The organism is Niallia sp. FSL W8-1348 (genome assembly GCF_038006745.1).
Lineage (GTDB): Bacteria > Bacillota > Bacilli > Bacillales > Cytobacillaceae > Niallia > Niallia alba.
Genome location: NZ_JBBOVV010000001.1, coordinates 1,001,342 through 1,023,596, shown reverse-complemented (window position 1 = coordinate 1,023,596; position 22,255 = coordinate 1,001,342). Strand labels below are relative to the sequence as shown.

22 protein-coding genes and 1 pseudogene are annotated in these 22,255 nt (G+C 35.4%); 11 read left to right on the top strand and 12 right to left on the bottom strand.

What is annotated here, in order from left to right; genetic code table 11:
- The first annotated feature begins 40 nt into the window (after nucleotides 1-40).
- The 3 genes from NST60_RS04835 (at nucleotide 41) to NST60_RS04825 (ending at nucleotide 2,365) form a co-directional block, all read left to right on the top strand.
- Nucleotides 41-934, top strand: coding sequence for a Gfo/Idh/MocA family protein (locus NST60_RS04835; RefSeq protein ID WP_341098268.1), 894 nt, complete (start codon nucleotides 41-43; stop codon nucleotides 932-934).
- 231 nt (nucleotides 935-1,165) lie between these two features.
- Complete coding sequence (locus NST60_RS04830) at nucleotides 1,166-1,786, top strand: NUDIX hydrolase (RefSeq protein WP_341098267.1); 621 nt, start codon at nucleotides 1,166-1,168, stop codon at nucleotides 1,784-1,786.
- Between the two features lie 21 nt (nucleotides 1,787-1,807).
- Entirely contained in the window at nucleotides 1,808-2,365 is a 558-nt protein-coding gene (locus NST60_RS04825) for a histidine phosphatase family protein (protein WP_040344131.1), read from the top strand.
- A 445-nt stretch (nucleotides 2,366-2,810) separates the two neighbouring features.
- On the opposite strand, the gene NST60_RS04820 is transcribed toward NST60_RS04825, so the two are convergent.
- Complete coding sequence (locus NST60_RS04820; protein ID WP_169188104.1) at nucleotides 2,811-3,374, bottom strand: DUF2777 domain-containing protein; 564 nt, start codon at nucleotides 3,372-3,374, stop codon at nucleotides 2,811-2,813.
- Between the two features lie 240 nt (nucleotides 3,375-3,614).
- On the opposite strand from NST60_RS04820, the gene asnB reads away from it, so the two are divergent.
- Nucleotides 3,615-5,462, top strand: coding sequence for an asparagine synthase (glutamine-hydrolyzing) (gene asnB / locus NST60_RS04815; RefSeq protein WP_169188105.1), 1,848 nt, complete (start codon nucleotides 3,615-3,617; stop codon nucleotides 5,460-5,462).
- Between the two features lie 46 nt (nucleotides 5,463-5,508).
- Here asnB and NST60_RS04810 read toward each other — a convergent pair.
- The 5 genes and pseudogenes from NST60_RS04810 to NST60_RS04790 all read right to left on the bottom strand — a co-directional run bounded on the left by NST60_RS04810 (nucleotide 5,509) and on the right by NST60_RS04790 (nucleotide 11,011).
- Nucleotides 5,509-5,999 (bottom strand): annotated as a pseudogene (locus NST60_RS04810) (GerAB/ArcD/ProY family transporter).
- A gap of 184 nt (nucleotides 6,000-6,183) precedes the next feature.
- Nucleotides 6,184-7,086, bottom strand: a complete 903-nt coding sequence (locus NST60_RS04805) for a DMT family transporter (RefSeq protein ID WP_169188106.1) — start codon at nucleotides 7,084-7,086, stop codon at nucleotides 6,184-6,186.
- Nucleotides 7,087-7,562: 476 nt separating this feature from the next.
- Nucleotides 7,563-9,344, bottom strand: a complete 1,782-nt coding sequence (locus tag NST60_RS04800) for an alpha-glycosidase (protein ID WP_101730340.1) — start codon at nucleotides 9,342-9,344, stop codon at nucleotides 7,563-7,565.
- Nucleotides 9,345-9,500: 156 nt separating this feature from the next.
- Nucleotides 9,501-10,376, bottom strand: a complete 876-nt coding sequence (locus NST60_RS04795) for an SDR family oxidoreductase (RefSeq protein WP_169188107.1) — start codon at nucleotides 10,374-10,376, stop codon at nucleotides 9,501-9,503.
- 140 nt (nucleotides 10,377-10,516) lie between these two features.
- Entirely contained in the window at nucleotides 10,517-11,011 is a 495-nt protein-coding gene (locus tag NST60_RS04790; protein WP_016204605.1) for a YajQ family cyclic di-GMP-binding protein, read from the bottom strand.
- 200 nt (nucleotides 11,012-11,211) lie between these two features.
- Between NST60_RS04790 and NST60_RS04785 the strand changes: the two genes are divergently transcribed.
- Complete coding sequence (locus NST60_RS04785) at nucleotides 11,212-12,090, top strand: CvfB family protein (protein ID WP_016204606.1); 879 nt, start codon at nucleotides 11,212-11,214, stop codon at nucleotides 12,088-12,090.
- 247 nt (nucleotides 12,091-12,337) lie between these two features.
- On the opposite strand, the gene NST60_RS04780 is transcribed toward NST60_RS04785, so the two are convergent.
- Together NST60_RS04780 and NST60_RS04775 are read right to left on the bottom strand one after the other, a co-directional pair.
- A complete protein-coding gene (locus NST60_RS04780) occupies nucleotides 12,338-12,469 on the bottom strand; it encodes a DUF3941 domain-containing protein (RefSeq protein WP_081836758.1) in 132 nt (43 codons plus the stop codon).
- Between the two features lie 94 nt (nucleotides 12,470-12,563).
- Nucleotides 12,564-13,424: a DegV family protein gene (locus NST60_RS04775; protein ID WP_341098266.1), complete on the bottom strand. Its 861-nt coding sequence runs from the start codon at nucleotides 13,422-13,424 to the stop codon at nucleotides 12,564-12,566.
- Nucleotides 13,425-13,631: 207 nt separating this feature from the next.
- Between NST60_RS04775 and NST60_RS04770 the strand changes: the two genes are divergently transcribed.
- Nucleotides 13,632-14,456 carry a YitT family protein gene (locus NST60_RS04770; RefSeq protein ID WP_016204608.1) on the top strand — a complete coding sequence of 275 codons (825 nt, stop codon included), beginning with the start codon at nucleotides 13,632-13,634 and terminating at the stop codon, nucleotides 14,454-14,456.
- 13 nt (nucleotides 14,457-14,469) lie between these two features.
- On the top strand, nucleotides 14,470-14,826 hold the full coding sequence (locus NST60_RS04765; protein ID WP_016204609.1) for a hypothetical protein: 357 nt from the start codon (nucleotides 14,470-14,472) through the stop codon (nucleotides 14,824-14,826).
- A gap of 133 nt (nucleotides 14,827-14,959) precedes the next feature.
- On the opposite strand, the gene NST60_RS04760 is transcribed toward NST60_RS04765, so the two are convergent.
- The 3 genes from NST60_RS04760 to NST60_RS04750 all read right to left on the bottom strand — a co-directional run bounded on the left by NST60_RS04760 (nucleotide 14,960) and on the right by NST60_RS04750 (nucleotide 16,261).
- The gene (locus NST60_RS04760) at nucleotides 14,960-15,151 is read right to left on the bottom strand and encodes a DUF3813 domain-containing protein (protein WP_016204610.1); all 192 of its coding nucleotides are present in this window, start codon (nucleotides 15,149-15,151) and stop codon (nucleotides 14,960-14,962) included.
- Nucleotides 15,152-15,304: a hypothetical protein gene (locus NST60_RS04755; protein ID WP_016204611.1), complete on the bottom strand. Its 153-nt coding sequence runs from the start codon at nucleotides 15,302-15,304 to the stop codon at nucleotides 15,152-15,154.
- A gap of 138 nt (nucleotides 15,305-15,442) precedes the next feature.
- Nucleotides 15,443-16,261, bottom strand: coding sequence for a Cof-type HAD-IIB family hydrolase (locus tag NST60_RS04750; RefSeq protein ID WP_101730337.1), 819 nt, complete (start codon nucleotides 16,259-16,261; stop codon nucleotides 15,443-15,445).
- 252 nt (nucleotides 16,262-16,513) lie between these two features.
- Between NST60_RS04750 and NST60_RS04745 the strand changes: the two genes are divergently transcribed.
- From NST60_RS04745 to NST60_RS04730, 4 genes are all read left to right on the top strand, one after another.
- Nucleotides 16,514-17,302 (top strand): alpha/beta fold hydrolase, encoded by a 789-nt coding sequence (locus NST60_RS04745; protein WP_341098264.1) that lies wholly within the window; start codon nucleotides 16,514-16,516, stop codon nucleotides 17,300-17,302.
- A 118-nt stretch (nucleotides 17,303-17,420) separates the two neighbouring features.
- Entirely contained in the window at nucleotides 17,421-17,729 is a 309-nt protein-coding gene (locus NST60_RS04740; protein WP_101730336.1) for a metal-sulfur cluster assembly factor, read from the top strand.
- 199 nt (nucleotides 17,730-17,928) lie between these two features.
- Nucleotides 17,929-18,942: a GTP 3',8-cyclase MoaA gene (moaA, locus tag NST60_RS04735; protein WP_101730599.1), complete on the top strand. Its 1,014-nt coding sequence runs from the start codon at nucleotides 17,929-17,931 to the stop codon at nucleotides 18,940-18,942.
- A gap of 93 nt (nucleotides 18,943-19,035) precedes the next feature.
- Complete coding sequence (locus NST60_RS04730; protein ID WP_341098263.1) at nucleotides 19,036-20,292, top strand: molybdopterin molybdotransferase MoeA; 1,257 nt, start codon at nucleotides 19,036-19,038, stop codon at nucleotides 20,290-20,292.
- A 68-nt stretch (nucleotides 20,293-20,360) separates the two neighbouring features.
- Here NST60_RS04730 and NST60_RS04725 read toward each other — a convergent pair whose 3' ends face one another.
- Complete coding sequence (locus tag NST60_RS04725; protein WP_341098262.1) at nucleotides 20,361-22,049, bottom strand: L-lactate permease; 1,689 nt, start codon at nucleotides 22,047-22,049, stop codon at nucleotides 20,361-20,363.
- Nucleotides 22,050-22,255: the final 206 nt, after the last annotated feature.

Sequence of the window (22,255 nt, the reverse complement as noted above, 5' to 3'; positions counted from 1 at the left end):
CCAAATGGATGGAGCCACCTTTGAATAGGTATTTACCTTTTTGGCTCTAAACAAGGAGGATAATCAGACTGAAAATTGCGACAATATTTATGCAACACTAGTGATAGATTATAAAGAAATGCTTGCTGATACTGAAATAGATGTAATTTATATAGCATTACCAAATCATCTTCATTATTCCTATACAAAACTAGCATTAGGAGCTAGAAAACATGTTATCTGTGAGAAGCCTTTTACATCTAACTTAGATGAATTAAAGGAATTGGAAAGTATCGCACGAAGTAACGATCTTTATTTAATAGAGGCAATTACTAATCAATATAGAGGAAACTATTCACAAATAAAGGAATTGTTACCTAAATTAGGTGATGTAAAGGTTGTAGAAGTAAATTATTCTCAATATTCATCTCGGTACAATGCCTTTAAAGAAGGCAATATCTTACCGGCTTTTAATCCTGAGATGTCAGGTGGTGCATTAATGGATATTAATAGTTATAATATTCATTTTGTTGTAGGGATATTTGGGAAACCAAACGGTGTACAGTATTATCCAAATCTGTCTCAGGGAATTGATACTTCTGGAGTCTTGATTTTAGAATATGATCGCTTTAAAGCGGTCTGTATCGGATCTAAAGATAGTATGGGTCAATCATTTGCTACTATTCAAGGAGAGAATGGCTTCTTAACAGTTAATGGACCTGTTAATAGTCTTGATTCTTTTACAATTAGTACTGCTAGTAAAGTAGTTGAAAATATGAATAAAAATGAGCATACACATCGAATGTACGAAGAATTTGTCGCATTCGAAAGAATAATTCGTGAGAAAAATAAAAGTGAAATGTTGAAAAAACTAGAACATAGCCTTCAGGTGATGGAGATTATTACAGTTGCTAGAAAAAGGGCGGGAATAGTATTTGCTGCCGATGAATTATAAAATATAGGTAAGAATGGAGTCTTCTATTAATAGAGGACTCCTTTTTCATTAGTCTCGATTTTTATGGGGATATAGATAAATGTGTTTTCTAATTGATAATAGTTAAGCCCATTAATAATACATTTATGAAAAGGAGTATAAATGTATACAAAATTAGGGGGATTTAACTCATAATGGTTAGTAAATAAAGAAGGATTCTATTATAAAGAATATAAGAGGAGCGATAACATCATGGAAGAAGAGCAATTAAAAGTATTTGACGAAAAGAGAGTACAAATCGGTATTGTAACCCGCAGCGAAGTTCATGAAAAGGGATTATGGCATGAAACCTTTCATTGTTGGATTGTATCTGAACAGGATGGACAATTGTACCTCTATTTACAAATTAGAAGTCCTTTGAAAAAGGATTATCCCAATCTTTTAGATATTACGGCAGCGGGTCATTTGCTAGCACATGAAGAGATTGTAGATGGTATAAGAGAGATGGAAGAAGAGATTGGGATATATGCGAAAATGGAGGAGTTAATTTACTTAGGTGTGTTGAATTATGAAATGAACAATGGAAACTTTTTGGACAAGGAATTTGCCCATACTTTTTTATATAAAAGAAACATAGGTTTCGATGAGTTTCAATTACAGGAAGAAGAAGTAGCGGGAATTGTATCGACTAGATTGGAAGATTTCTATGCATTATGGGAAGGAACGGAACAGCTAATCGAAGTTGTTGGATATGAAAGGAAGGAAAGTGGACAACGAGAAATGATTCAGCGACAAGTTGGACGAGAAAATTTTGCGCCACATCCTATTTCTTATTACAATCGATTAATGCAAGCTTTAAAGGAGAACTTGTAAATGGGGGAGAAGGAGAGAAAAATGAATAAAAACAAAACCATGTATCTAATTCGTCATTGTGAGGCGACAGGACAAAATGAAGATGCTGAACTGACGATAAATGGAAGAAAACAGGCTGTTAAACTAGCAGATTTTCTCGAAGAAAAGAATATTCAATATATCCTATCCAGTACATATTTGCGTGCCTATAAATCAATTCAACCTTTAGCAGAAAGGCTTCAGCTGCCGATCCATAAAGATGAACGTTTAATCGAGAGAAAGCTTAGTGACAAAAACTTGGATGAGTGGCTCTTGCTATTAGAAAAATCTTTTACAAACCTAGACATCGTATACGAAGGTGGAGAGTCTAGTAGACAAGCAATGGAAAGAGGCGTCACTGTTATAAAAGAGTGTATGTATAGAAAGGAAACGACTTTTGCAATTGTTACTCATGGAAACTTGCTTTCTTTGATATGGAAATATTTTGATCAAACAGTATGTTTTAAAGAATGGAGAGAGCTCTCGAATCCAGATGTTCTTCAGGTCCATTTCAATCAAGAGAAGATAACTGTAAACCGAATCTGGAGGAATAACATGTGAGCGAACAGAAAAATTTTCATCTACCTTTTGGTGTATATGGAATTTACATAGAAAATAATAGATTGTTAGTTATTCATAAGAAAATTTAGATAAACTATCCATAGATAATGCTTCTCCACTTGTATGAAAGGCAGTAGAGTGGATACAAACAGGATCAATTGGACTTGAAGTAACTTGGTTTAAGGAATGGGAAGGGAAGAAATCCTTCCATATATAAGGAGAAAAAGGAGAGTATATATGATTATTAGAAAAGCAAAAGGGGAGGATGCCAAAGAGATCGCAAAAGTGCATGTAGATAGTTAGAGAACTATTTTCGAAATTCGTGGCCGAAATGAACAGAAGTTGTTTTTTGGATGGAAATAATGACAACGAAAACACTTATTTGATATAAAAAACTGTCGGCAGTTCATCCTGTCGACAGTTTTAAAAATGGATAGGAAATGTTTCAAGAAGAAAGCTTCTCCACAATCATTCGTTTTCCAGTATTTAAGGTGAATTCAAAACGGTCGGTGCTTTTTTCATTATAAAAGAAATGATGATTAACGCTACAGAGTCCCTCCTCATTATCAAAAATCATCATATTTACACCACTCTTCCGCTTTTCATCCTTTAAAAAGGTAAGGTGATTATAACAATATATACAATCATAAATGGAGAACTTCATCGAATTTAACGTAGTAATAAACTGATAAAAGCTATCGTCACTTAAATCATCTAATAATTCTTCTAAGGCAAATACTAGATGTTTTCTTATGCGAATTGGATCTTCATGCTCTAGAAAGTGGATGGAACTAGAAACATTTACTTTGCCCTCCTCAAGTAGAATTCCTTTTCGCCAACGATTTAAGATGAGAATTTCAATTTCTTGATGTAAATATTCATCAAGCATAGCTGCGTCTTCTGTTTCTTCATCGAAAAAAATCCATTGATTATTTATATATTCAACTGTCCCTTTTGTAAAGGCACGCGTTTGAAATTCAATTAGTTTTGATCTGTGCTGATTGTTCATTGTAAACCTCCCAAAGATTACACGCCCATAAATTCTTTTTAGACAGATAAACAAAATTTTATAACTAATCCTTCTTTTTCCTTCCTTAAAAGATTGAAAACGATTAATTTTCTTTTTTAAAATGGAACATTAGATAAACTTCATATGGACAAATAACCATTTTATTTTTAGGGCATAGAATACTCCATACTGATTGATTGGTATCTAATCATAAGTTCCACGAAAGAAAGGATGATAATCATGTGTGGAATAACAGGTTGGGCTGATTACAAAAAAGACTTAAGAAAAGAGTCGGAAGTATTATCAGCTATGGCAGAAACGTTGGCCAAAAGAGGCCCAGATGATACAAATGTTTGGACTACACTGCATGCAGGATTCGGTCATAAACGATTAGTGGTAGTAGATCCGTTAAATGGTATTCAACCAATGACAAAAGAAAAACAGGGTTATCACTACACGATTTGTTACAATGGTGAGTTATATAATACGGAAGACATAAGAAAAGAATTACTAATAAAAGGATATTCATTTCAAGGTCATTCTGATACAGAAGTTTTACTTACTTCTTATATAGAGTGGGGAGAAGATTGCCTCGAATACTTAAATGGAATATTTGCCTTTGCCGTTTGGGATGAAAAACGCAATTCCTTATTCATTGGAAGAGATCGATTAGGGGTTAAACCGTTGTTTTACGCTGAAGTTGGAACTAGCTTTATCTTTGGATCTGAATTAAAGGCATTGCTAGCAAATCCGAATGTGAAAACAGAGCTAGATAGAGAAGGGTTAGCAGAAGTGTTTGCTCTTGGGCCTTCTCACACACCAGGAAGTGGTATCTTTAAAGGCATTAAAGAGCTTCGTCCAGGGCATGCATTAAAGTTTACACAGGATGGGCTGAAAGTATGGCGGTATTGGAATGTAAAAAGTGAAGAACATAAAGATACATTTGATGAAACAGTTGAAAAAGTACGTTTCCTTTTTAAAGATGCTGTTACAAGACAATTAGTATCAGACGTACCATTAAGTACTTTTCTTTCAGGTGGTGTGGATTCCAGTGCTATTACAGCCATTGCTTCCATGGAATATGCGAAAACGGGAAAAGGACCGCTTCATACGTATTCCATCGATTATGAAGGCAATGATAAATTCTTTAAAGCAAATGAGTTCCAGCCAAATTCAGATGGCGTTTATATCCAAAAAATGACGGACACTTTTGGAACCATCCACCATAATTGTGTGATCACCCAAGAGACATTAGCTGCCTTTTTGCATGAGGCGGTAACGGTAAGAGATGTGCCGGGGATGGCGGATGTGGATTCCTCTTTATTATGGTTCTGTCGAGAAATAAAGAAAGATTTTGTTGTGAGCTTATCCGGCGAATGTGCAGATGAAATTTTTGGTGGCTATCCATGGTTTAGGAGAGAGGCGGATTTGCAAAGAGAAGGCTTCCCGTGGATGAGATCGATTGAAGAACGACAAAAGCTATTGAAAAATGCATGGAGCGATAAATTGCAATTAAAAGATTATATGATGGATAAATATAACCAAACAATTGCAGAGACACCTAAATTAGCTGGAGAAAACAAAGAAGATGCAAAACGCCGAGAATTATTTTATCTTAATCAGCTCTGGTTTATGACCACTTTATTGGAGCGAAAAGATAGAATGAGTATGGGAGCAAGCCTAGAGGTACGTGTACCATTTGCTGACCATCGCTTAGTAGAATATGTGTGGAATGTACCATGGGAAATGAAGAATTATATGGGCAGGGAAAAAGGATTATTGCGAAAAGCGTTAGAAGGAATTCTTCCAGATGAAGTATTATATCGCAAGAAAAGCCCTTATCCAAAAACACATAATCCTATTTACACAAAAACAGTAACAGATATGTTAAAAACTGCTTTAACAGATAAGAGCTCTGCTTTATATGAATTCTTTGATAAAGAACGTCTCGCAGAAATTATTCAAACAGAAGGCTCTGCATTTAAAGAGCCGTGGTTTGGTCAGTTGATGACAGGTCCACAGCTACTCGCACACTTAGTACAAATTCATTATTGGTTTAAAGATTATAATATCAATGTTGTAGAGTAAAATAATACAAAGAAATCCCTAGTTAGTATGAGAATGTTCATGCTAGCTAGGGATTTTCATGTAGTTTAGCCTTATCTTTCCTTTTAATCTTCTTGATTAATAGAATAAATATTTCCGTTGTCCGTCCTAGTATTTCAATACCTAAATACACAATATAGCCTATAATAACCATTAGCGTAATCACAATGACCTCAATCGGAGTCAAAGGTAGGATAAAGGTAGACGTTAATTCTCCAAAATCTCTAATGGTTATAGAGGCAAGATAAAAAAATACAGGGTATAGATTAGCGTTATTGGAATAGCAATAACTCTATTAAATCCAAATTCAATAATCTCAAATAAATTTTTTGAAGGCACTAACTCGTTTAGATTGAGAAAAAAAGAGGCGATTAATATGCCGATAGCGGTGGTAAGCAGCACGGCGATCCACGCATCTTCTTTTGCGGAAATACCAAGTACAATTACAAGGGTAGTGCCCAGATTAAATCCAATAATAATAGCAAATAACTGGCTTAAAGATAGATTTTCTTTTAGCATGAAAGGAATCTCCTAATTGGAAATATGTATATGCTTAAAGTAGTATTTGCCAATTTACCAGGAATATTCAAAAAAAGAAAGAGTAGTTTCGATCGTAAAGAACTTTTCCTTTATTAATGGATAGATAGCTGCTTGTTTACACTGAAAAATCAGCGGATTATGTCCACTGATTTTTAATAATAATCTATCCTATTGTTTTTTCTTGCGTAATGGCAGGTTTATGCTGCTTTTGTAGTAAGAAAAAGAAGACGCCGAACAAAACGAGTAATCCGCCTATGATTTGAGCAAGGATTAACCGCTCGTTTAAAAGTAAAACAGCTAAAAGCGTAGCCCCAACGGGTTCTCCTAGGATACTCATAGAGATAGTTGTTGCATTAACATAATTAAGTAACCAATTATTAATAACATGTGCAAGTGTCGGCACAATGGCAAGCAATACGAAAATACCCCATTCTTTTCCAGAATAGCCTGTCAATGTTTCACCAACTATTAGATTATAAATGGTTAACAAACAAGCTGCGAAAAAGAAAACGGTAAAGGTATATATCCAATGGGTCATTTTTTTAATAATATTTTGACCGATTAATAAATAACCAACTACAGCAATCACGCTCAAAAAGGAAAGAATATCTCCAATGACTGCATTGCTGTCTAGTCCAATATCTCCCCATCCGATCATCATAGCGCCAACGATAGCAATTCCCATTGTCATAATCGCTGCAGAAGTAGTTCTTTCACGAAAGAAAATAAATCCGCCAAGAAGGGATACAATAGGCTGCAGTGCCAAGATAATCGTAGAACTAGCTACAGTAGTAAACTTTAGAGAACTGAACCAGAGAGCAAAGTGTAAAGCCAAAAAAGAACCTGAAAAAAATAAGAACGACCAATCTTTTTTCGTTAGTTTTTTAAAATCATTTCTATGAATATATACCATAGGAATCATAATAAGACATGCAAGCCACATTCGATACATACTTAAAATAGTGGCAGGAGCCTCCGACCATTTTACGAAAATCGCAGAAAACGAGATAGCGATAATCGAGATAAGTAATGGAAGTCCAATAGATTTTGATGATTGCTGATTCACTTTGTTTCCCCCTGACAATTCAAACAATTTGATATAATAGTAAATATAGTACGTTCAGCAGCAGGAAACAATCATTATTTTTCATTTGTTGGAAAAAAGAGAGGTTGGGACATAACTAAATAGATACTCTGTCAAGACGAACAATATCTAATTTAGCTAGTAAATAGCGGCTGCTTTCGCATACTTTTTACAAGAGGAAATATAATTAGTTGGGAAAACAGAGCAGCCGGAATACACGTAGACGCCACGGGGGATTAGCGAGAGAGTCTGAGACCCCGGAGGCTCAAGCGTTGTCCACGGAAAGCGAAGTGTATTCCGGCTGCGGGGAATTGCACTAAACTTCATGGAAACATCCTTTTAAAAACAAATAAAAAACCAAACAATTATACGGAACTTTTATTAGTATCTTCGTATAATTGTTCGGATTTATCTTTGGCTGGAATACTTATCTTTAAATCTCTAGTTGCTTTTGTTATTTACCTTGCATGGATAAATTCATAGTTCATATCGAAACGAAGGATGCTGCATTCATATGGTCCCAGAATTACTGCAAGATCATCTGATTCAGCAGCATATTCTTCCTCTGTTAATAAAAGGGATATTTTTTTTCCTCGTAATGGGAAGGGAAGAAGAAATTGTGCTTCCATATCACTCTTATTTATAACTGTTAAAAGGATTTCATCGTCTTTTTTTGTATAATACGCTAAACAAGAGTCAGATTGTGACAAAAAGTAAAAAGAGCCATTATTAATGAGAAAGGAACTTTGTTTACGGACTTGAATTAATCGCTTAACAAAGCCTTTTAATTCTTCGTCATGTTCGTCTGAGTTCCATGGCATACACTTTCGACATCCAGGGTCGCTGCCCCCGCCTAACCCAATTTCATCTCCATAGTAAATACATGGAGTCCCAGGGTAAGTGAGGAGAAAGGTAAACAGAAGTTTTACACGTTCTTTGCGATAACTGCATTCATGCATAATCCGTGGGGTATCATGGCTGCCAATAATGTTGAATAATACTTTATTCACTGTATCTGGATAGGACTGTATAGTGGTTGTCATCTCTTCCATAAATTGTTGAGAAGAAATCATGTCATAAGCAAAAAATTGTAACGCTTTTGTTAGCAATGGATAATTCATAACGGAGTCAAACTGATCACCTCTTAGCCATGGTAAAGAATCATGCCAAATTTCTCCTAATATAAAGAGGTCAGGTTTTAGATCTTTAACGACGGAACGGAAGGATCTCCAAAAATCATGATCAATTTCATTGGCAACATCTAAGCGCCAGCCATCGATATCACATTCTTTTATCCAATATTGTGCTACATGTAATAAATAATCCTTTACTTCTAGGTTTGTTGTATTAAACTTTGGCATTGTTTCATAAAAGCCAAATGTTTCATAATTTAATGTGTCATTTTCTTTTAAAGGAAATTTATGTATATGAAACCAGTCTTTATAGCGTGAATTGTCTTTGTTTTTTAGAACATCTTGAAATGGTGGAAATTGATAACCACAGTGATTAAATACGGCATCAAGCATTACTCGAATTCCACGCTCGTGACATTCTTTTACAAGACGTTTGAGCATTTCGGTATCGCCAAATTGCGGATCTACTTCTAAATAGTTAATGGTATCGTATTTATGATTGCTTTTTGCGTGAAAAATAGGAGTAAGATAAATACCATTTATGCCAAGGTCAGAAAGATAGTCTAAAGAGTCGATAATCCCTTGAAAATCACCGCCAAAAAAATTCCACAATCCTGGCTCCTCTTGCCCCCAAGGAGCAATATCCGCTGGATTCAAGGAGCTATTTCCATTGCGAAATCGTTCCGGAAAAATTTGATACCAGACAGTTGTGGATACCCAAGAAGGGGGAGTGAAAACATCTTTCTGATGAAGATAAGGTAAGCAAAAATAATAGCCAGCATCTTCTGGGATAAAAGGAAAGAATCCTTTTTCTGTATAGGTTATTTGTTGTTCATTATCTCTTATTATAAAGCCATAGCGGACTCTTTTTTTATTGGTAATTGTGCAATGCCAATAGTCAAACAGGGAATCAGATCCGCTTTTTTCCATTGTTATGCGCTGAGATACCCAATGATAGTCAATCATCTCGTACTGGTCCCCATAGATTAGTTCTATTTCTTTGACATTTGCTATTTTTGTTCGAATGTGGATATGGAGGGTATCTCCATTTTGTAAATAACAATAATTATCTCCGCTGCGATGATAGATAGAGGCTAAATCAATCATTTTCTCACACTCCCTTTGTAATCTTTCTATATCTTTTTGCCAATAGTGTTGACAGTTAAGAAAGATTTTAAAAGGGAGAAAAGAAAATTAGTTTATTAATGGAAAAACCACTCGCAAAATAGAGGAGCGAGCGGCTTACATTTACTATATCGAAAATTATCCGTTAACAATTGTACCACCATTAACATGGAGGACCTGTCCAGTAACATAAGTGGAATCATTACTAGCTAAATATACATAGGCTGGTGCAAGTTCACAAGGTTGACCAGCACGTTTAAAAGGAGTATTTGCTCCAAAAGATGCCACTTGTTCACTATCAAAGGTAGAAGGAATTAGTGGTGTCCAAATTGGTCCTGGTGCTACACCATTAACTCGTATGCCTTGTCCAGCTAGAGAACCTGATAAGGAACGAGTAAAGGCAGTAATAGCTCCTTTCGTAGCTGAATAATCAATTAATGTTTCATTCCCTTTATAGGCAGTAATCGATGTTGTATTGATTATCGTATCGCCTTCTTGGAAATGTGGAAGAGTGGCTTTTGTTAAATAAAACATAGAGAAAATATTAGTTTGGAATGTTTTCTCTAATTGTTCTGACGTGATATCCAGTATGCTTGATTGCGGATGTTGCTCTGCAGCATTATTTACGAGAATATTAACCTTGCCAAATTCTGAAACGGTCTTTTCTACCACCTCTTTACAGAAGCTTTCATCACCAATATCCCCAGCAAGCAGTAAGCATTTTACTCCTTCTGCTTCGACTAATTCTTTTGTTTTATTTGCATCATCATGCTCATCTAAGTATACTACTACAACATCAGCACCTTCTTTTGCATAGTAAATAGCAACAGAACGGCCAATTCCGCTATCACCACCAGTGATGATTGCCGCTTTTCCTTTTAATTTTTCAGATCCTTTATAAGAGGGATCTACATCTTTCGGAATAGGATTCATTTCAGTTTGAATACCTGGTTGTTGTTCTTGATGTTGAGGGGGAAATGTTTGTTCAATTTGTTCGTTATTATTGTTAGCCATTTCAAGCACTCCTTCTATATTCTGTGCATGTTTACTTATTTTTCCCAAATCAGTTGAAATAAACATGGTAAAAATAGGGTTGTTTGATAAGGAGTGCAGGTAAAAAAGGATGGTACCCAAATGGTTCCCACCCTTTATTATTAGCGATAATTGACAAACTGCACATCAATTGTAATTTTTGATTCGTCTTTAACAGCAGCAATAATCTTTTGTAAATCATCACGGCTTTTAGCAGTTACACGAATTTGATCGTCTTGTTGTTGCGTTTTCACTTTCAAACCACTATTTTTAATTAATGCATTTATTATTTTTGCATTGTCTCTATCAATGCCCTGTATCAATTTCGCTCTTTGGCGAACCGTACCACCTGAAGCACCTTCTATTTTGCCATAATCTAAGTTTTTGATAGGAATCCCACGTTTAAACATTTTGCTAATAAGTACATCTTTTAGCTGTTCCAATTTATATTCATCATCTGAAACAAGCACTAAGTCCTCTTTGTCTAATGTGATATTGCTTTTGCTTCCTTTAAAATCATAACGATTTTGAATTTCCTTCATCGCCAGCTGGACAGCATTCGTTACTTCTGAAAAATCTACCTTTGATACAATATCAAATGAACTTTCTTTTGCCATATTTACCTCCTGATTAATTGGAATTTAATACGAATTATAAGTAAGTCTGTAGTAAATCCAATTTCTTTTATGCTTGTATTATAGTAAAATTAAGCAGTTGTAACAACTTTAGGCATGGAATATTCGTAAATAAGGAAATAATTAGGATGGCAGAATATAGAGTAAAGTTGAAATAGACAAGAATTAAAGGAGGAAACCAAATGTCGTTAAGAGATTATATGGGACGAGTAGAAATATTAACAGTGGCTAGGATAGCATCTTTCGGGTACTTTTTGACGTTAGAAGAGGAAGACGAGGATGTGCTTTTGCATTTTAGTGAAACTGATCAGAAATTTGAAGAGGGCGATGAAGTACGCGTTTTTATTTATAGTGATTCACAAGGAAGAGCGTGCTCGAGTACGTTTATTCCGTCCATCGCAGTCGGGAAGTATGATTGGGTAAAGGTAACGGATCGCAAAGAGGGAATCGGCTGTTTCTTTGATATAGGCTTAAAAAAGGACATGCTATTAGGCGAGGATGATTTACCAGTTCATGAAGAGGTTTGGCCAGAAGTTGGGGATATGCTTTATATTACGTTAAAGGTAAATAAGAACAACTACTTATATGTTAAACCTGCAACAGATCCTATCATTGAAGAAATGGCAACAAAAGCGACAAGAGCGGATTTTAATAAAAACATCCATGGCTATATTTATCGAACAGCAAAGGTTGGTAGCTGGATTTATACAGAGGAAGGCTTTAAAGGATTTATCCATGAATCAGAGAGAGGCCAGGAACCAAGATTAGGAGAAAAGGTGAACGGTCGTATTATTGATGTAAAGCTAGATGGTACGGTAAATGTATCATTATTACCGAGAAAAGAAGAAGCGCTTGATAAAGATGCCCAACTAATTCTAGATTATTTAATTACTCGAAAGGGTGCAATGCCGTATGGAGATAAGAGCATGCCAGAGGATATTAAAGAACGGTTTAATTTAAGTAAAGGATCTTTCAAACGGGCGCTTGGAAAGCTAATGAAGGAAAATAAAGTCTACCAAGAAGAAGGATGGACGTATTTAAAAGAAGACAGTCAAAACTAATCCAAAATAGGCTGGATAATGGGGTATTTCAAAGTATTTATATCTTTGGGATGCCTTTTTAATTATAGAAAAGGCTTGGAAAGTTAAAGGCGCATAGTTTTATCTCAATGCCTTTTTCAGATGTAGGAAGTGCCATAAGGTAACAGAGAAATAACCTCGATAACTTTTCACCCAGAGGAAGTGCCAAAAAAGAACTGCCTTAAAAATCAGGCAGCTCCTATATTAGCCATTCCGATCTCCGTTGTTCTTACAGGTGATCTGTTTTTTTACTATATTGATGTTTGCCGTTTTTGCGGTTTTTTTCACGCATCATGTTCTTTTCATGACGCAATGCATTATTATCTTTGGCTTTTTTATCATTATCAGAAGTATGTGGCATAAAAAATACTCCTTTCAACGTCAGCTTTTGTTCTATTAGAACATTGTTAGTATGAGTGAAAGGAGTAAATTTTATTCTTTTTAACTTAACGTATTTATTTAGGTAGTTTATTTAAGAAGAAAATAGCGATTGTTCCAGCACCAGTATGAGAACCAACAGATGCGCCAATTGATGAAATGAACACATCTTTTGGTTGGAATTTGTCTACAATCATTTCTTTTACTTCTAAAGCTGTCGCTTCATCATCGGCATGACTGATTGCAAACACTTGTTGATCCAACTTATCTCCTCGTTCTTCTATTAGGTCAATCATTCTGCGGAGAAGTTTCTTTTTGCCACGAATTTTTTCAAGAGGGACAAGCTTCCCATCTTCAACGTGTAATAAAGGCTTAATATTTAATAACCCACCAAGAAATGCAGAGGCTTTTGAAACACGTCCGCCTTTTGCTAAATATTCTAGATCCTCTACTGTAAATAAGTGCTCCATATGCTCGCATAAGAACTGCAGGCGTGGTATAATTTCACTTATGTCTTTACCTAGATCGCGTAATTTTACCGCTTCTTGAACCACTAATCCAGCACCTAATGATGCGCATTTACTATCAATGATCGTTAAATCAAAATCAGGATATTCTTCCTTTACTTGTTCTAATATCATTACTGCTGTTTGGTAGGTTCCAGATAATTGCGAAGAAAAAGCAATATAAACACCTTTATCATTATTTTGTGCTAATTCTGTAAAAATATCTTTAAATAATGCAGGAGAAACTTGAGAGGTTTTTGGAACTTGTCCACTGCGAATAGCATTGTAGACAGTAAGTGGTTCTATTGTTTTCAAATCCTCATATTCCTTACCGTCTAGGTTAACTTTTAGCGGTAGTAGTGAAACCTCGTTTTTTTCATAATAGGATAGAGGTAAATCACTTGCACTATCTGCTAGGATTTTAAAAGTCATATTCATTTCACTTCTTTCTTTTTTTATAAAAACATATGGTAATTGGAGTACTGTTATGATAAATAACGATAATCTCTGTAAAAATGCCTTGTTTTTTTAAAACAAGGCATACTTATTTGTAGTTTATAAAACTTTGCAGGAAAAAACAATGAATAGTAACGGTTAAAATAGTAAAAATTACTATATATCGTATTGGAGAGGATACTTATGTATTGGTTATTAACAAAAAAATTAATTGTCGTTATTTTTGGGGCACTTTTAAATGCCATCGCCATGAATTTTTTCCTAATACCTGCTGATGTATACGCAAGCGGATTTGCTGGTGTCGCACAGCTTGTATCAAAAGTAACACCTATTTCTACCGGGATTTTATTATTTATCCTAAATGTGCCAATTGCGATTCTTGGTTGGATCAAAGTGGGAAAATCATTTACGTGTTTTAGTTTTTTAAGTGTTGTTTTTATGTCTTTGTTTATGGAAATAATTCCAGTCCATAGCTATTCCCATGATATTTTGTTAAATGCTGTTTTTGGCGGTGTCATTGCGGCTGTTGGGGTTGGATTAACGTTGAAGTGGGGGGCATCAACTGGAGGCATGGACATTATCGCCATGATTCTCTCACGTGTACAAGATAAGCCCGTCGGTACCTATTTCTTTATTCTGAATGGAGCTATTATTATCACAGCTGGAGCCATGTTCGGTTGGGAAAAAGCTTTATATACGCTAGTGAATCTTTATGCAGCGACAAAGGTGATTGATACGATACATACAGCCCACCAAAAATTAACGGTGATGATTGTTACAAAGAAAACAGATGAGCTAAAAGTTGCAATTCATGAAAAATTAGTGAGGGGAATTACGATTTTGCCTGCTCGTGGAGCATTTTCTAATGAGCCAAAGGAAATGCTAATGATTGTAGTGACTCGGTATGAATTATTTGATTTGGAACGTGTCATTAAGGAAGTTGATCCGCAAGCATTTACCAATGTTGTACAGACAACAGCAGTACTCGGTTTCTTTAGAAAAGCATAAAGGAGGAAGCATTTTGAAAAAAATTACTGCAATAATTTTATGTTTGTTCATTAGTATGCCATTCCTATCGATAGCGGCATCAGCAAACTCGACGAAAGAGCAAGTAAAACTACAAGATGTAACTGTTAGTGGTACAAACGGAAATTATGTTGTAAAAGGGAAAGCAACAACAGCAGGGACTATTTTTTATTCTGTCGAAGATGGGCATAATGAATTATTAACAAAGCAAAAATTACAAATTAACAATAACAGATTTTTATTGCAAATTCATTTGAATAAAAAAGATTTGCCGACGAATGGAACAGTAATTTTATATTTTTCTGAAGAAGGGAAAGAACCATATTCAGTAGTATTAGAAACATTTTCGTGAAACTTGATTTTGAATGGAGTTTTGCGTTGCAATTTAAGTTGAAGCAAAAAAGCTGCCCAATAAAGGTCTGTCTCCCAAGCATTTCTCTTTTTATTGCTTATGGAGGGTTCCTTTATGGACAGCTCTTCTTAATTTAATGTGTCTGAATTTGATCCAGCTCTGTTTGTAATTCGGCTAATTGATGCTGTTCGGCTGTCGTTGTATTAGCATAAGCAGAACTAATTGCATTCTTTGCTTTATCAACTAAGCCGTTTACATCTTGACCGTTAGCATTTTTAGCTACTTCGACTGCTTGTCTAGCTTCTTGAAAAAGTCTATTTCCCATTTATTCTAATCCTCCATCAGATGGTCTTTCATTTGACATTTTATAGCTCTCAGCTTCAGCATATGTCATATGATAAGGGATACGTTCGGAATGCTTTGTCACAGAATCTACTCCTTGTTGTACAAAACGTTTCGATTTGTTTCGTTTTCCCATTAATGATCCCTCCGAGTGTTGAGTGTAATTGGAAAGACAGAAAGAAGCATTTTAAATATCACATGAAACAGTAATGACTGCTTCAATTATAGTATGGACGAAAACAGTTGTAATAAAGACGGTAATGATACCCAAATCTTAAAGAACACGAAGATTTAAAGCTTCATTTAAATAAATAGCGAGACCGTCCTCTTCATTGGATAAAGTAATATCATTGGCAAGTGTTTTCAACTCTTTAATTCCATTTCCCATTGCTACACCTGTGCCAGCATACTCAATCATTTCGAAATCATTATCTTCATCGCCAAATGCAATAATATTTTTTTGTGGAATTTGATAATAATCAGATACCTTTTGTAATCCGATGGCTTTATTGATTCCAGATTTAACAATTTCAATGACGTGAAATGGATCGGCCCAACGGCGATGGTCAATTAAATCTGCATGAACATCAGATAGATGCTTACGGATCGCAGGAACATGTTCTTCTTCGGCATGAATTAGGATAGAAGTAGGTGACGCTTCTAAAAATTCCAATAGATTTCCGGTTGTAACTTTTGGATTTCCTAAGGAAAAAATATCAATCAATTTTTCATCGTGATAATGGTAGTAAACATCATCTATTACTTCTGCGATAATATTGAGAAAAGGATAATCATTGCAGGCAGCTACGATGTCCCGCGCCGTTTTTATATCAAGTGGAGAATGATAAAAACCCCAATTAGTATCCTTTGGATGATGAATAAAAGCTCCATTAAAGTTAACGATAGGAGTACGTAAGTTTAATTCGTGATAAATCGCTTCGCTTGCGCGGAATGGTCTTCCCGTTGCAATCATCACCTCATGACCCTCATCCATCGCTTTTTGAATAACTTTTTTGGTAAGGGGAGAAATGGTTTTATCATCTTTTAATAAAGTTCCGTCAAGGTCTAATGCAATTAGGTGTTTTTCTGTCATAGTGTCTCCTTTAGTGTCAGTATATTAATTTTTATTCCAGCTAGTAGGGGCGTATTTTTCGAAAAAAATGCCACTTCATGTTACACTTACTTATACATATAAAATATTATTACACTTTATTCGTTAATTCTACTTTCACGGTGTTAAGTTATGTAAAAAAAAGCAAAGAAATAGAAGATATATTCCCCTTCTATTGTTTCCCTTTTATTTTACATGAATCAGTTATTTTTTCCAAAAAAGGAGGGGTGGATAATGATTCTAGTTGAAAAATTACATATAGAAGATATTCCTGTATTGCATATTGTAAAAAAAGACTACTATGATCAAAAAAGACCATATATTCAATTTACACATGGCTTCACAAGTGCAAAGGAGCACAATCTCCATTTTGCCTATCACTTAGCAGAGATAGGTTTTCGTGTTGTACTGCCTGATTGTTTATATCATGGAGAAAGAGAACAAGGACTATCTGCTATGGAATTAAACATGCACTTTTGGAATATCGTAATGAAAACGATTGATGAAATAGAAGAGATAAAAAATTATTTCAGTAAGAAAGAGCTTATCGATGATCAGCATATAGGTATAGTTGGAACAAGTATGGGTGGAATCGTTACATTGGGTGCATTAAGAAAATATTCTTGGATTAACACAGCAGTTAGCTTAATGGGGATGCCATATTATGAAAAATTTGCTCATTATACCATTTCTGAAGTGAAGAAGAGGGGCTATGAGCTGCCAATAAATGATAGCGAAATTGAAGCATTAATTAAGCAGTTAGAAGAATTGGATTTAAGTAAGGCTCCAGAAAAATTAAAAAATCGTCCGCTTATGTTCTGGCATGGCAAAAAGGATGAAGTGGTTCCTTATGAATACTCCCATCAGTTTTATGAACATATAAAACCTTTGTACAGGGAAGCACCAGATCGACTAGTATACCTTTCCGAAGAAAATACTGGTCATAAAGTAAGCCGAAAAGCCATGCTTAAAACAGTGGAATGGTTTGAAAAACATTTAGCAGAGGGATTAATAAAAGCGTGATTCAAATCCTTTTTTCTAATCATAATTATTTGTTATAGTGTAACTATAAAGATAAAGCTTCATTTACGGTAAAAAATAAATACGTTTGAATATAAATAAAAATAAGGGGTGCCTTCGAATGAATGAAGAATTAAAAGACAGTATTATGGGTGCACTAGAGCTTGTTATCGATCCAGAGCTTGGAGTCGATATTGTAAACCTAGGATTAGTTTACGATTTGGAGCTTAAAGAAGAGGGATTATTGGTTGTAACAATGACTTTAACAGCAATGGGATGTCCGCTTGCAGGCGTCATTGTCGATCAAGTAAAGGCAGCTGTAACAGATATTCCAGAAGTAAAAGAGACAGAAGTAAACATTGTCTGGTCGCCAGCTTGGACAAAAGATAGAATGTCCAGATATGCAAAAATTGCCTTAGGTGTCCGATAAGAAGCTAGGTAGATGAATTTTATATGGTTATTAAGAAGAGGGGAAACCCTCTTCTTTTTTTCTTTGTATATAATATACTGTATATTATGAAAAATGATATGATAGAAAAATACAAAGTGAAACTTTTATCCCACCCTTAACGGACAGTACGACTCCCCCGTGATGGAAGTTTCACTTTATGAAAGTTTAGTAAAAAGGAGTGAGATCGAATATGAAGGATCAGTTAAATCGACCACTAAGGGATTTGCGCATTAGTGTTATTGATCGCTGTAATTTACGGTGCCAATATTGCATGCCGAAAGAAATTTTTGGTCCAGATTATCCCTTTCTTCCTCCAAGTGAATTATTAACTTATGAAGAGATAGAAAGAATAGCGAAATTATTTGTGCAATTAGGTGTTGAGAAAATTAGGTTGACTGGTGGAGAGCCATTGTTACGTAAGGACTTACCCTTGCTTATTGAAAGACTTGTTCCATTAGAAGGTCTAAATGATATTGCCTTAACAACAAACGGAATTTTTCTTCCTAAATATGCCGACGACCTAAAGAAGGCTGGTCTCAAGCGAGTAAACATTAGTTTAGATAGCATAAATGATGAATTGTTTGGTCAGATGAATGGTCGTAATGTAGGCGTTACTCCTGTTAAAAAAGGAATAGAAGCTGCTAAAAAAGCTGGCTTAGGAATTAAAATAAACATGGTAATAAAAAAAGGAATGAATGATTCAGAAATCATCCCGATGGCAACCTATTGTAAAGAAAATGAATTAGAACTTCGTTTTATTGAATATATGGATGTTGGCAGTACAAATGGGTGGAAAATGAAGGATGTTATAACAAAAAGAGAAATCTATAATCAGTTGCAAGAATCATTTGAACTCGAGCCGCTAGAGGCTGATTACTTTGGAGAAGTAGCCAAAAAGTATAAGTACAAGGATTCCAATGTAGTAGTTGGCTTTATTACCTCTGTTTCTGAATCTTTTTGCTCGAGCTGCACGAGAGCAAGGTTATCGGCAAATGGTCATTTATATACATGTCTTTTTAACGGAAATGGCCATAATATCCGTGATTTTATGAGACAAGAGGCATCCGATGCGGAGCTGCTTGAATATATTCGAACTATTTGGCGGAATAGACAGGATAGATATTCAGATGAACGAAAAGAAGAAGCAGCCACTTCTGGCACAAAAGTAGAAATGTCTTATATTGGTGGTTGAGAGCTAATGATAATGAACCAAATGCACGAAAAAATACTTTATGGTATCAGAATAGTTCTTTTTTAGTTGTTTCATGGATAAGGAGGAAAGGCAATGACAGCAGAGGATAGAGTTCCTATTCTAATAGAAGATGCAATAAGCAAAGTAATGGAATATAAAAGGGAAGGGACAAAGGAATTTGTATCCATCTTTAATAGCAACGGCCGTTATTTAGCTGAAGATATTAAAGCGTCACATAATGTTCCACGATTTGATCGCTCCAGCTATGATGGGTTTGCATTACGTTCAGCAGATACAATTGCTGCATCAAAAACACATCCAATTGAATTAGAAATAATTGATGAAATTGGGGCTGGGCAAGTCTCACATAAAAAAATAGGGAAGTATCAAGCAATCAGGATTATGACAGGAGCCATGCTGCCAACTGATACAGATGCTGTTGTAATGTTTGAAAAAACGGAAGAGCTGAAAAAGGAACAACGAACATATATAAAAATAGACCATGTTTTACATAAAGGAGAAAATATATCATTTCAAGGAGAAGATGTAAAGGAAGGAACTGTTTTAATAAAAAAAGGAACAAAAATAAATCCAGGAATAGTAGCGCTTTTAGCAACATTTGGAATAGAACAAGTTCCTGTTGCCAAGAAACCAATTATAGGTGTATTTGCGACAGGAACAGAATTATTGGAAGTGGATGAAGAACTGGAAGAAGGAAAGATCAGAAATAGCAATGCTTATATGATAATGGCGCAAATCGAACGGGCAGGTGCTATTCCTCGTTATTTCGGCAAGTTGGCAGATATTATGGAAACCAGTTATGAAGCTATTCGACATGAATTAAATTCAGTTGATATGCTGATTACGACAGGTGGGGTTTCTGTTGGCGATTATGATTTATTGCCAGATATTTACCGCAAGCTGGGGGCTGAAGTACTTTTTAATAAAATAGCGATGAGACCTGGGAGCGTCACAACAGTAGCACAGCTAAATGGCAAATTATTATTTGGACTCTCAGGAAATCCTTCTGCGTGTTATGTGGGATTTGAATTGTTTACAAACCCAATCATAAAAAGCTTTCTGTTTTCCCAGAAGCCTCATTTGCCTATAGTTGATGCGGTGTTGCAAGAAGATTTTCCAATGGCAAATCCATTTACACGTCTTATTAGAAGTAGAGTCTCCATTGTAGATGGAAAGCTAGAAACAGGCACAAGTGGCGTAGATAAATCGAATATTGTGAGCAGCTTAGCCTTTGCAAATGGCTTAACAATATTGCCTGGAGGAGATTCAGGCTATAAATGTGGTGATATAGTAAAAGTGATTTTGCTGGAAGAGACAGAAAATCAATGATTATTGTAGGAAGAAGAAAAAAGTAGAGCAATCTTACAAGGATTTCTCTACTTTTTTGTCGATGAATTTTAAGGAATCATCCAGGATAACACATTGTTTTGCAGGAAGGTAATAATACATACAAGTAGCAAAAGGAATATACTATGTTTTAAGGTGAAGCGAAGTAGTTCAGATTCTTTGCCAGCCAAACCAACCGCAGCACATGCGACAGCGATAGATTGTGGAGAAATCATTTTCCCTGTAACTCCTCCACTTGAATTAGCTGAAATAGCAAGCACAGGGTCCATGCCAACAGATATAGCAGTGATTTTTTGTAGATTTCCAAATAGTAAATTGGCCGATGTATCAGAACCAGTAATAAATACGCCAAGCCATCCAAGGACTGGAGAGAAGAATGGAAATAATGCTCCCGTTTTAGCTAATGTCATTCCAAGCGTTGTGGACATACCAGATGCATTTGTTACATAGGCAAAACCAACTACAGACGAAATTGTTAAGATTGGAAATTTTAACTCTTGAAGTGTTTCCTTTGATGTCTCATACACTTCTCTCCAGGAAAGTCGGGCAATATATTTTGTAACAATACAAGCAAATAATATTGCAGTTCCAGCAGCACCTAACATTTCTATTTTATAAATGGCTGCAACTTCTTCACTAGCACCATTAATAATTTTATTGTGAAGTAGTGGTACTTCAGGCATAAAGGTCAAAAGTTCTCCTAATTTATTAAGACCCTTCAAAATAATGTTTGTTCCTTCATAATAACCTGATAATGCTAACTTCACAGTAGGAATTCCCCAAAGGGAGATGAAGGCAGTTAATACTAAAAAAGGAGACCAAGCATGAAAGATTTCACCAGCTGTGTATGTAGATTCTGGAGTTTTCTCTTGTTCTGCTGATGCTGCTGCAGTTTCCGCGTCCCCTTTAAAGAGAAAAATCTTTTTCGGTTTCCAGAATTTTAAGAAAATAACTAATGCAAATAAAGAAACTAAGGCAGATAAAATATCAGGCAATTCAGGTCCTAGGAAATTAGATGATAAATATTGTGTGAATGCAAAGGAAATACCTGATACTAAAATAGCAGGAAGCACTTCCCATACTCGTTTAAAGCCAGCCATAATAATAACTAGATAAAATGGAATAAAAACTGAAATAAATGGCAGTTGACGCCCAACCATTTTAGAAATTTCTAACGCCGGAATGCCAGTAGGCCCCTCTACAGCGGTGATTGGGATACCGATTGCCCCAAATGCAACAGGTGCCGTATTAGCCAATAAACAGATACCGGCAGCATATAATGGATTAAAACCTAACCCGACTAAAAGGGCAGCAGAAATAGCAACAGGTGCCCCGAAGCCAGCAGCTCCTTCTAAAAATGCTCCAAATGAGAAAGCTACAAGTAATGCTTGAAGTCTGCGATCTTCTGTAATGGACAAAATAAAATTGCGTATAATGGTAAATTGTCCGCTTTTAACGGTTAATTTATACAAAAGCACGGATGTAACGATAATCCAGCCAATAGGTAATAGTCCATAAACGATGCCTTGGCTAGCAGACATCATACTCATTCCAACAGGCATATTGAAAGCGATTACAGAAAGAAATAAAGCGAGCAGCAAGGTAGTAATTCCGGCTACATGTCCTCTCATCCGTTTAATGGCAAGCGCCCAAAAAAAGTACAAAATTGGAATTACTGCTACTATAGCAGATAATGCCAAATTGTCGCCAACAGCGGTAAAATTTTGAGTAAACGTCATAAATTCATCTCCCTTATTATATTTCTTTTTCCATTTCATGTTGAATTATTGATTATTAGACAATGATCAGATGAAGAAACCGCTATCATTTCAATCTTCCAAAAATTAGGTCATCTGATGACTTGATGAACCTATTATAAAATGATGTTTTCCAAAAAACAACATAAAATTGACAATTTTATGACTTTTTTTTATGTACATTGCGA

Bases quoted from the DNA above. Each gene is read 5' to 3' on its own strand.
- NST60_RS04800 (WP_101730340.1), bottom strand. From the start codon at position 9,344: ATGATTGATTTAGCCTCTATCTATCATCGCAGCGGAGATAATTATTGT.
- NST60_RS04760 (WP_016204610.1), bottom strand. From the start codon at position 15,151: ATGGGAAATAGACTTTTTCAAGAAGCTAGACAAGCAGTCGAAGTAGCT.
- asnB (WP_169188105.1), top strand. From the start codon at position 3,615: ATGTGTGGAATAACAGGTTGGGCTGATTACAAAAAAGACTTAAGAAAA.
- NST60_RS04820 (WP_169188104.1), bottom strand. From the start codon at position 3,374: ATGAACAATCAGCACAGATCAAAACTAATTGAATTTCAAACGCGTGCC.
- NST60_RS04745 (WP_341098264.1), top strand. From the start codon at position 16,514: ATGATTCTAGTTGAAAAATTACATATAGAAGATATTCCTGTATTGCAT.
- NST60_RS04725 (WP_341098262.1), bottom strand. From the start codon at position 22,049: ATGACGTTTACTCAAAATTTTACCGCTGTTGGCGACAATTTGGCATTA.
- NST60_RS04770 (WP_016204608.1), top strand. From the start codon at position 13,632: ATGTATTGGTTATTAACAAAAAAATTAATTGTCGTTATTTTTGGGGCA.
- NST60_RS04785 (WP_016204606.1), top strand. From the start codon at position 11,212: ATGTCGTTAAGAGATTATATGGGACGAGTAGAAATATTAACAGTGGCT.
- NST60_RS04780 (WP_081836758.1), bottom strand. From the start codon at position 12,469: ATGCCACATACTTCTGATAATGATAAAAAAGCCAAAGATAATAATGCA.
- NST60_RS04750 (WP_101730337.1), bottom strand. From the start codon at position 16,261: ATGACAGAAAAACACCTAATTGCATTAGACCTTGACGGAACTTTATTA.
- NST60_RS04825 (WP_040344131.1), top strand. From the start codon at position 1,808: ATGAATAAAAACAAAACCATGTATCTAATTCGTCATTGTGAGGCGACA.
- NST60_RS04755 (WP_016204611.1), bottom strand. From the start codon at position 15,304: ATGGGAAAACGAAACAAATCGAAACGTTTTGTACAACAAGGAGTAGAT.
- NST60_RS04795 (WP_169188107.1), bottom strand. From the start codon at position 10,376: ATGGCTAACAATAATAACGAACAAATTGAACAAACATTTCCCCCTCAA.
- NST60_RS04730 (WP_341098263.1), top strand. From the start codon at position 19,036: ATGACAGCAGAGGATAGAGTTCCTATTCTAATAGAAGATGCAATAAGC.
- NST60_RS04740 (WP_101730336.1), top strand. From the start codon at position 17,421: ATGAATGAAGAATTAAAAGACAGTATTATGGGTGCACTAGAGCTTGTT.
- NST60_RS04790 (WP_016204605.1), bottom strand. From the start codon at position 11,011: ATGGCAAAAGAAAGTTCATTTGATATTGTATCAAAGGTAGATTTTTCA.
- NST60_RS04830 (WP_341098267.1), top strand. From the start codon at position 1,166: ATGGAAGAAGAGCAATTAAAAGTATTTGACGAAAAGAGAGTACAAATC.
- NST60_RS04775 (WP_341098266.1), bottom strand. From the start codon at position 13,424: ATGACTTTTAAAATCCTAGCAGATAGTGCAAGTGATTTACCTCTATCC.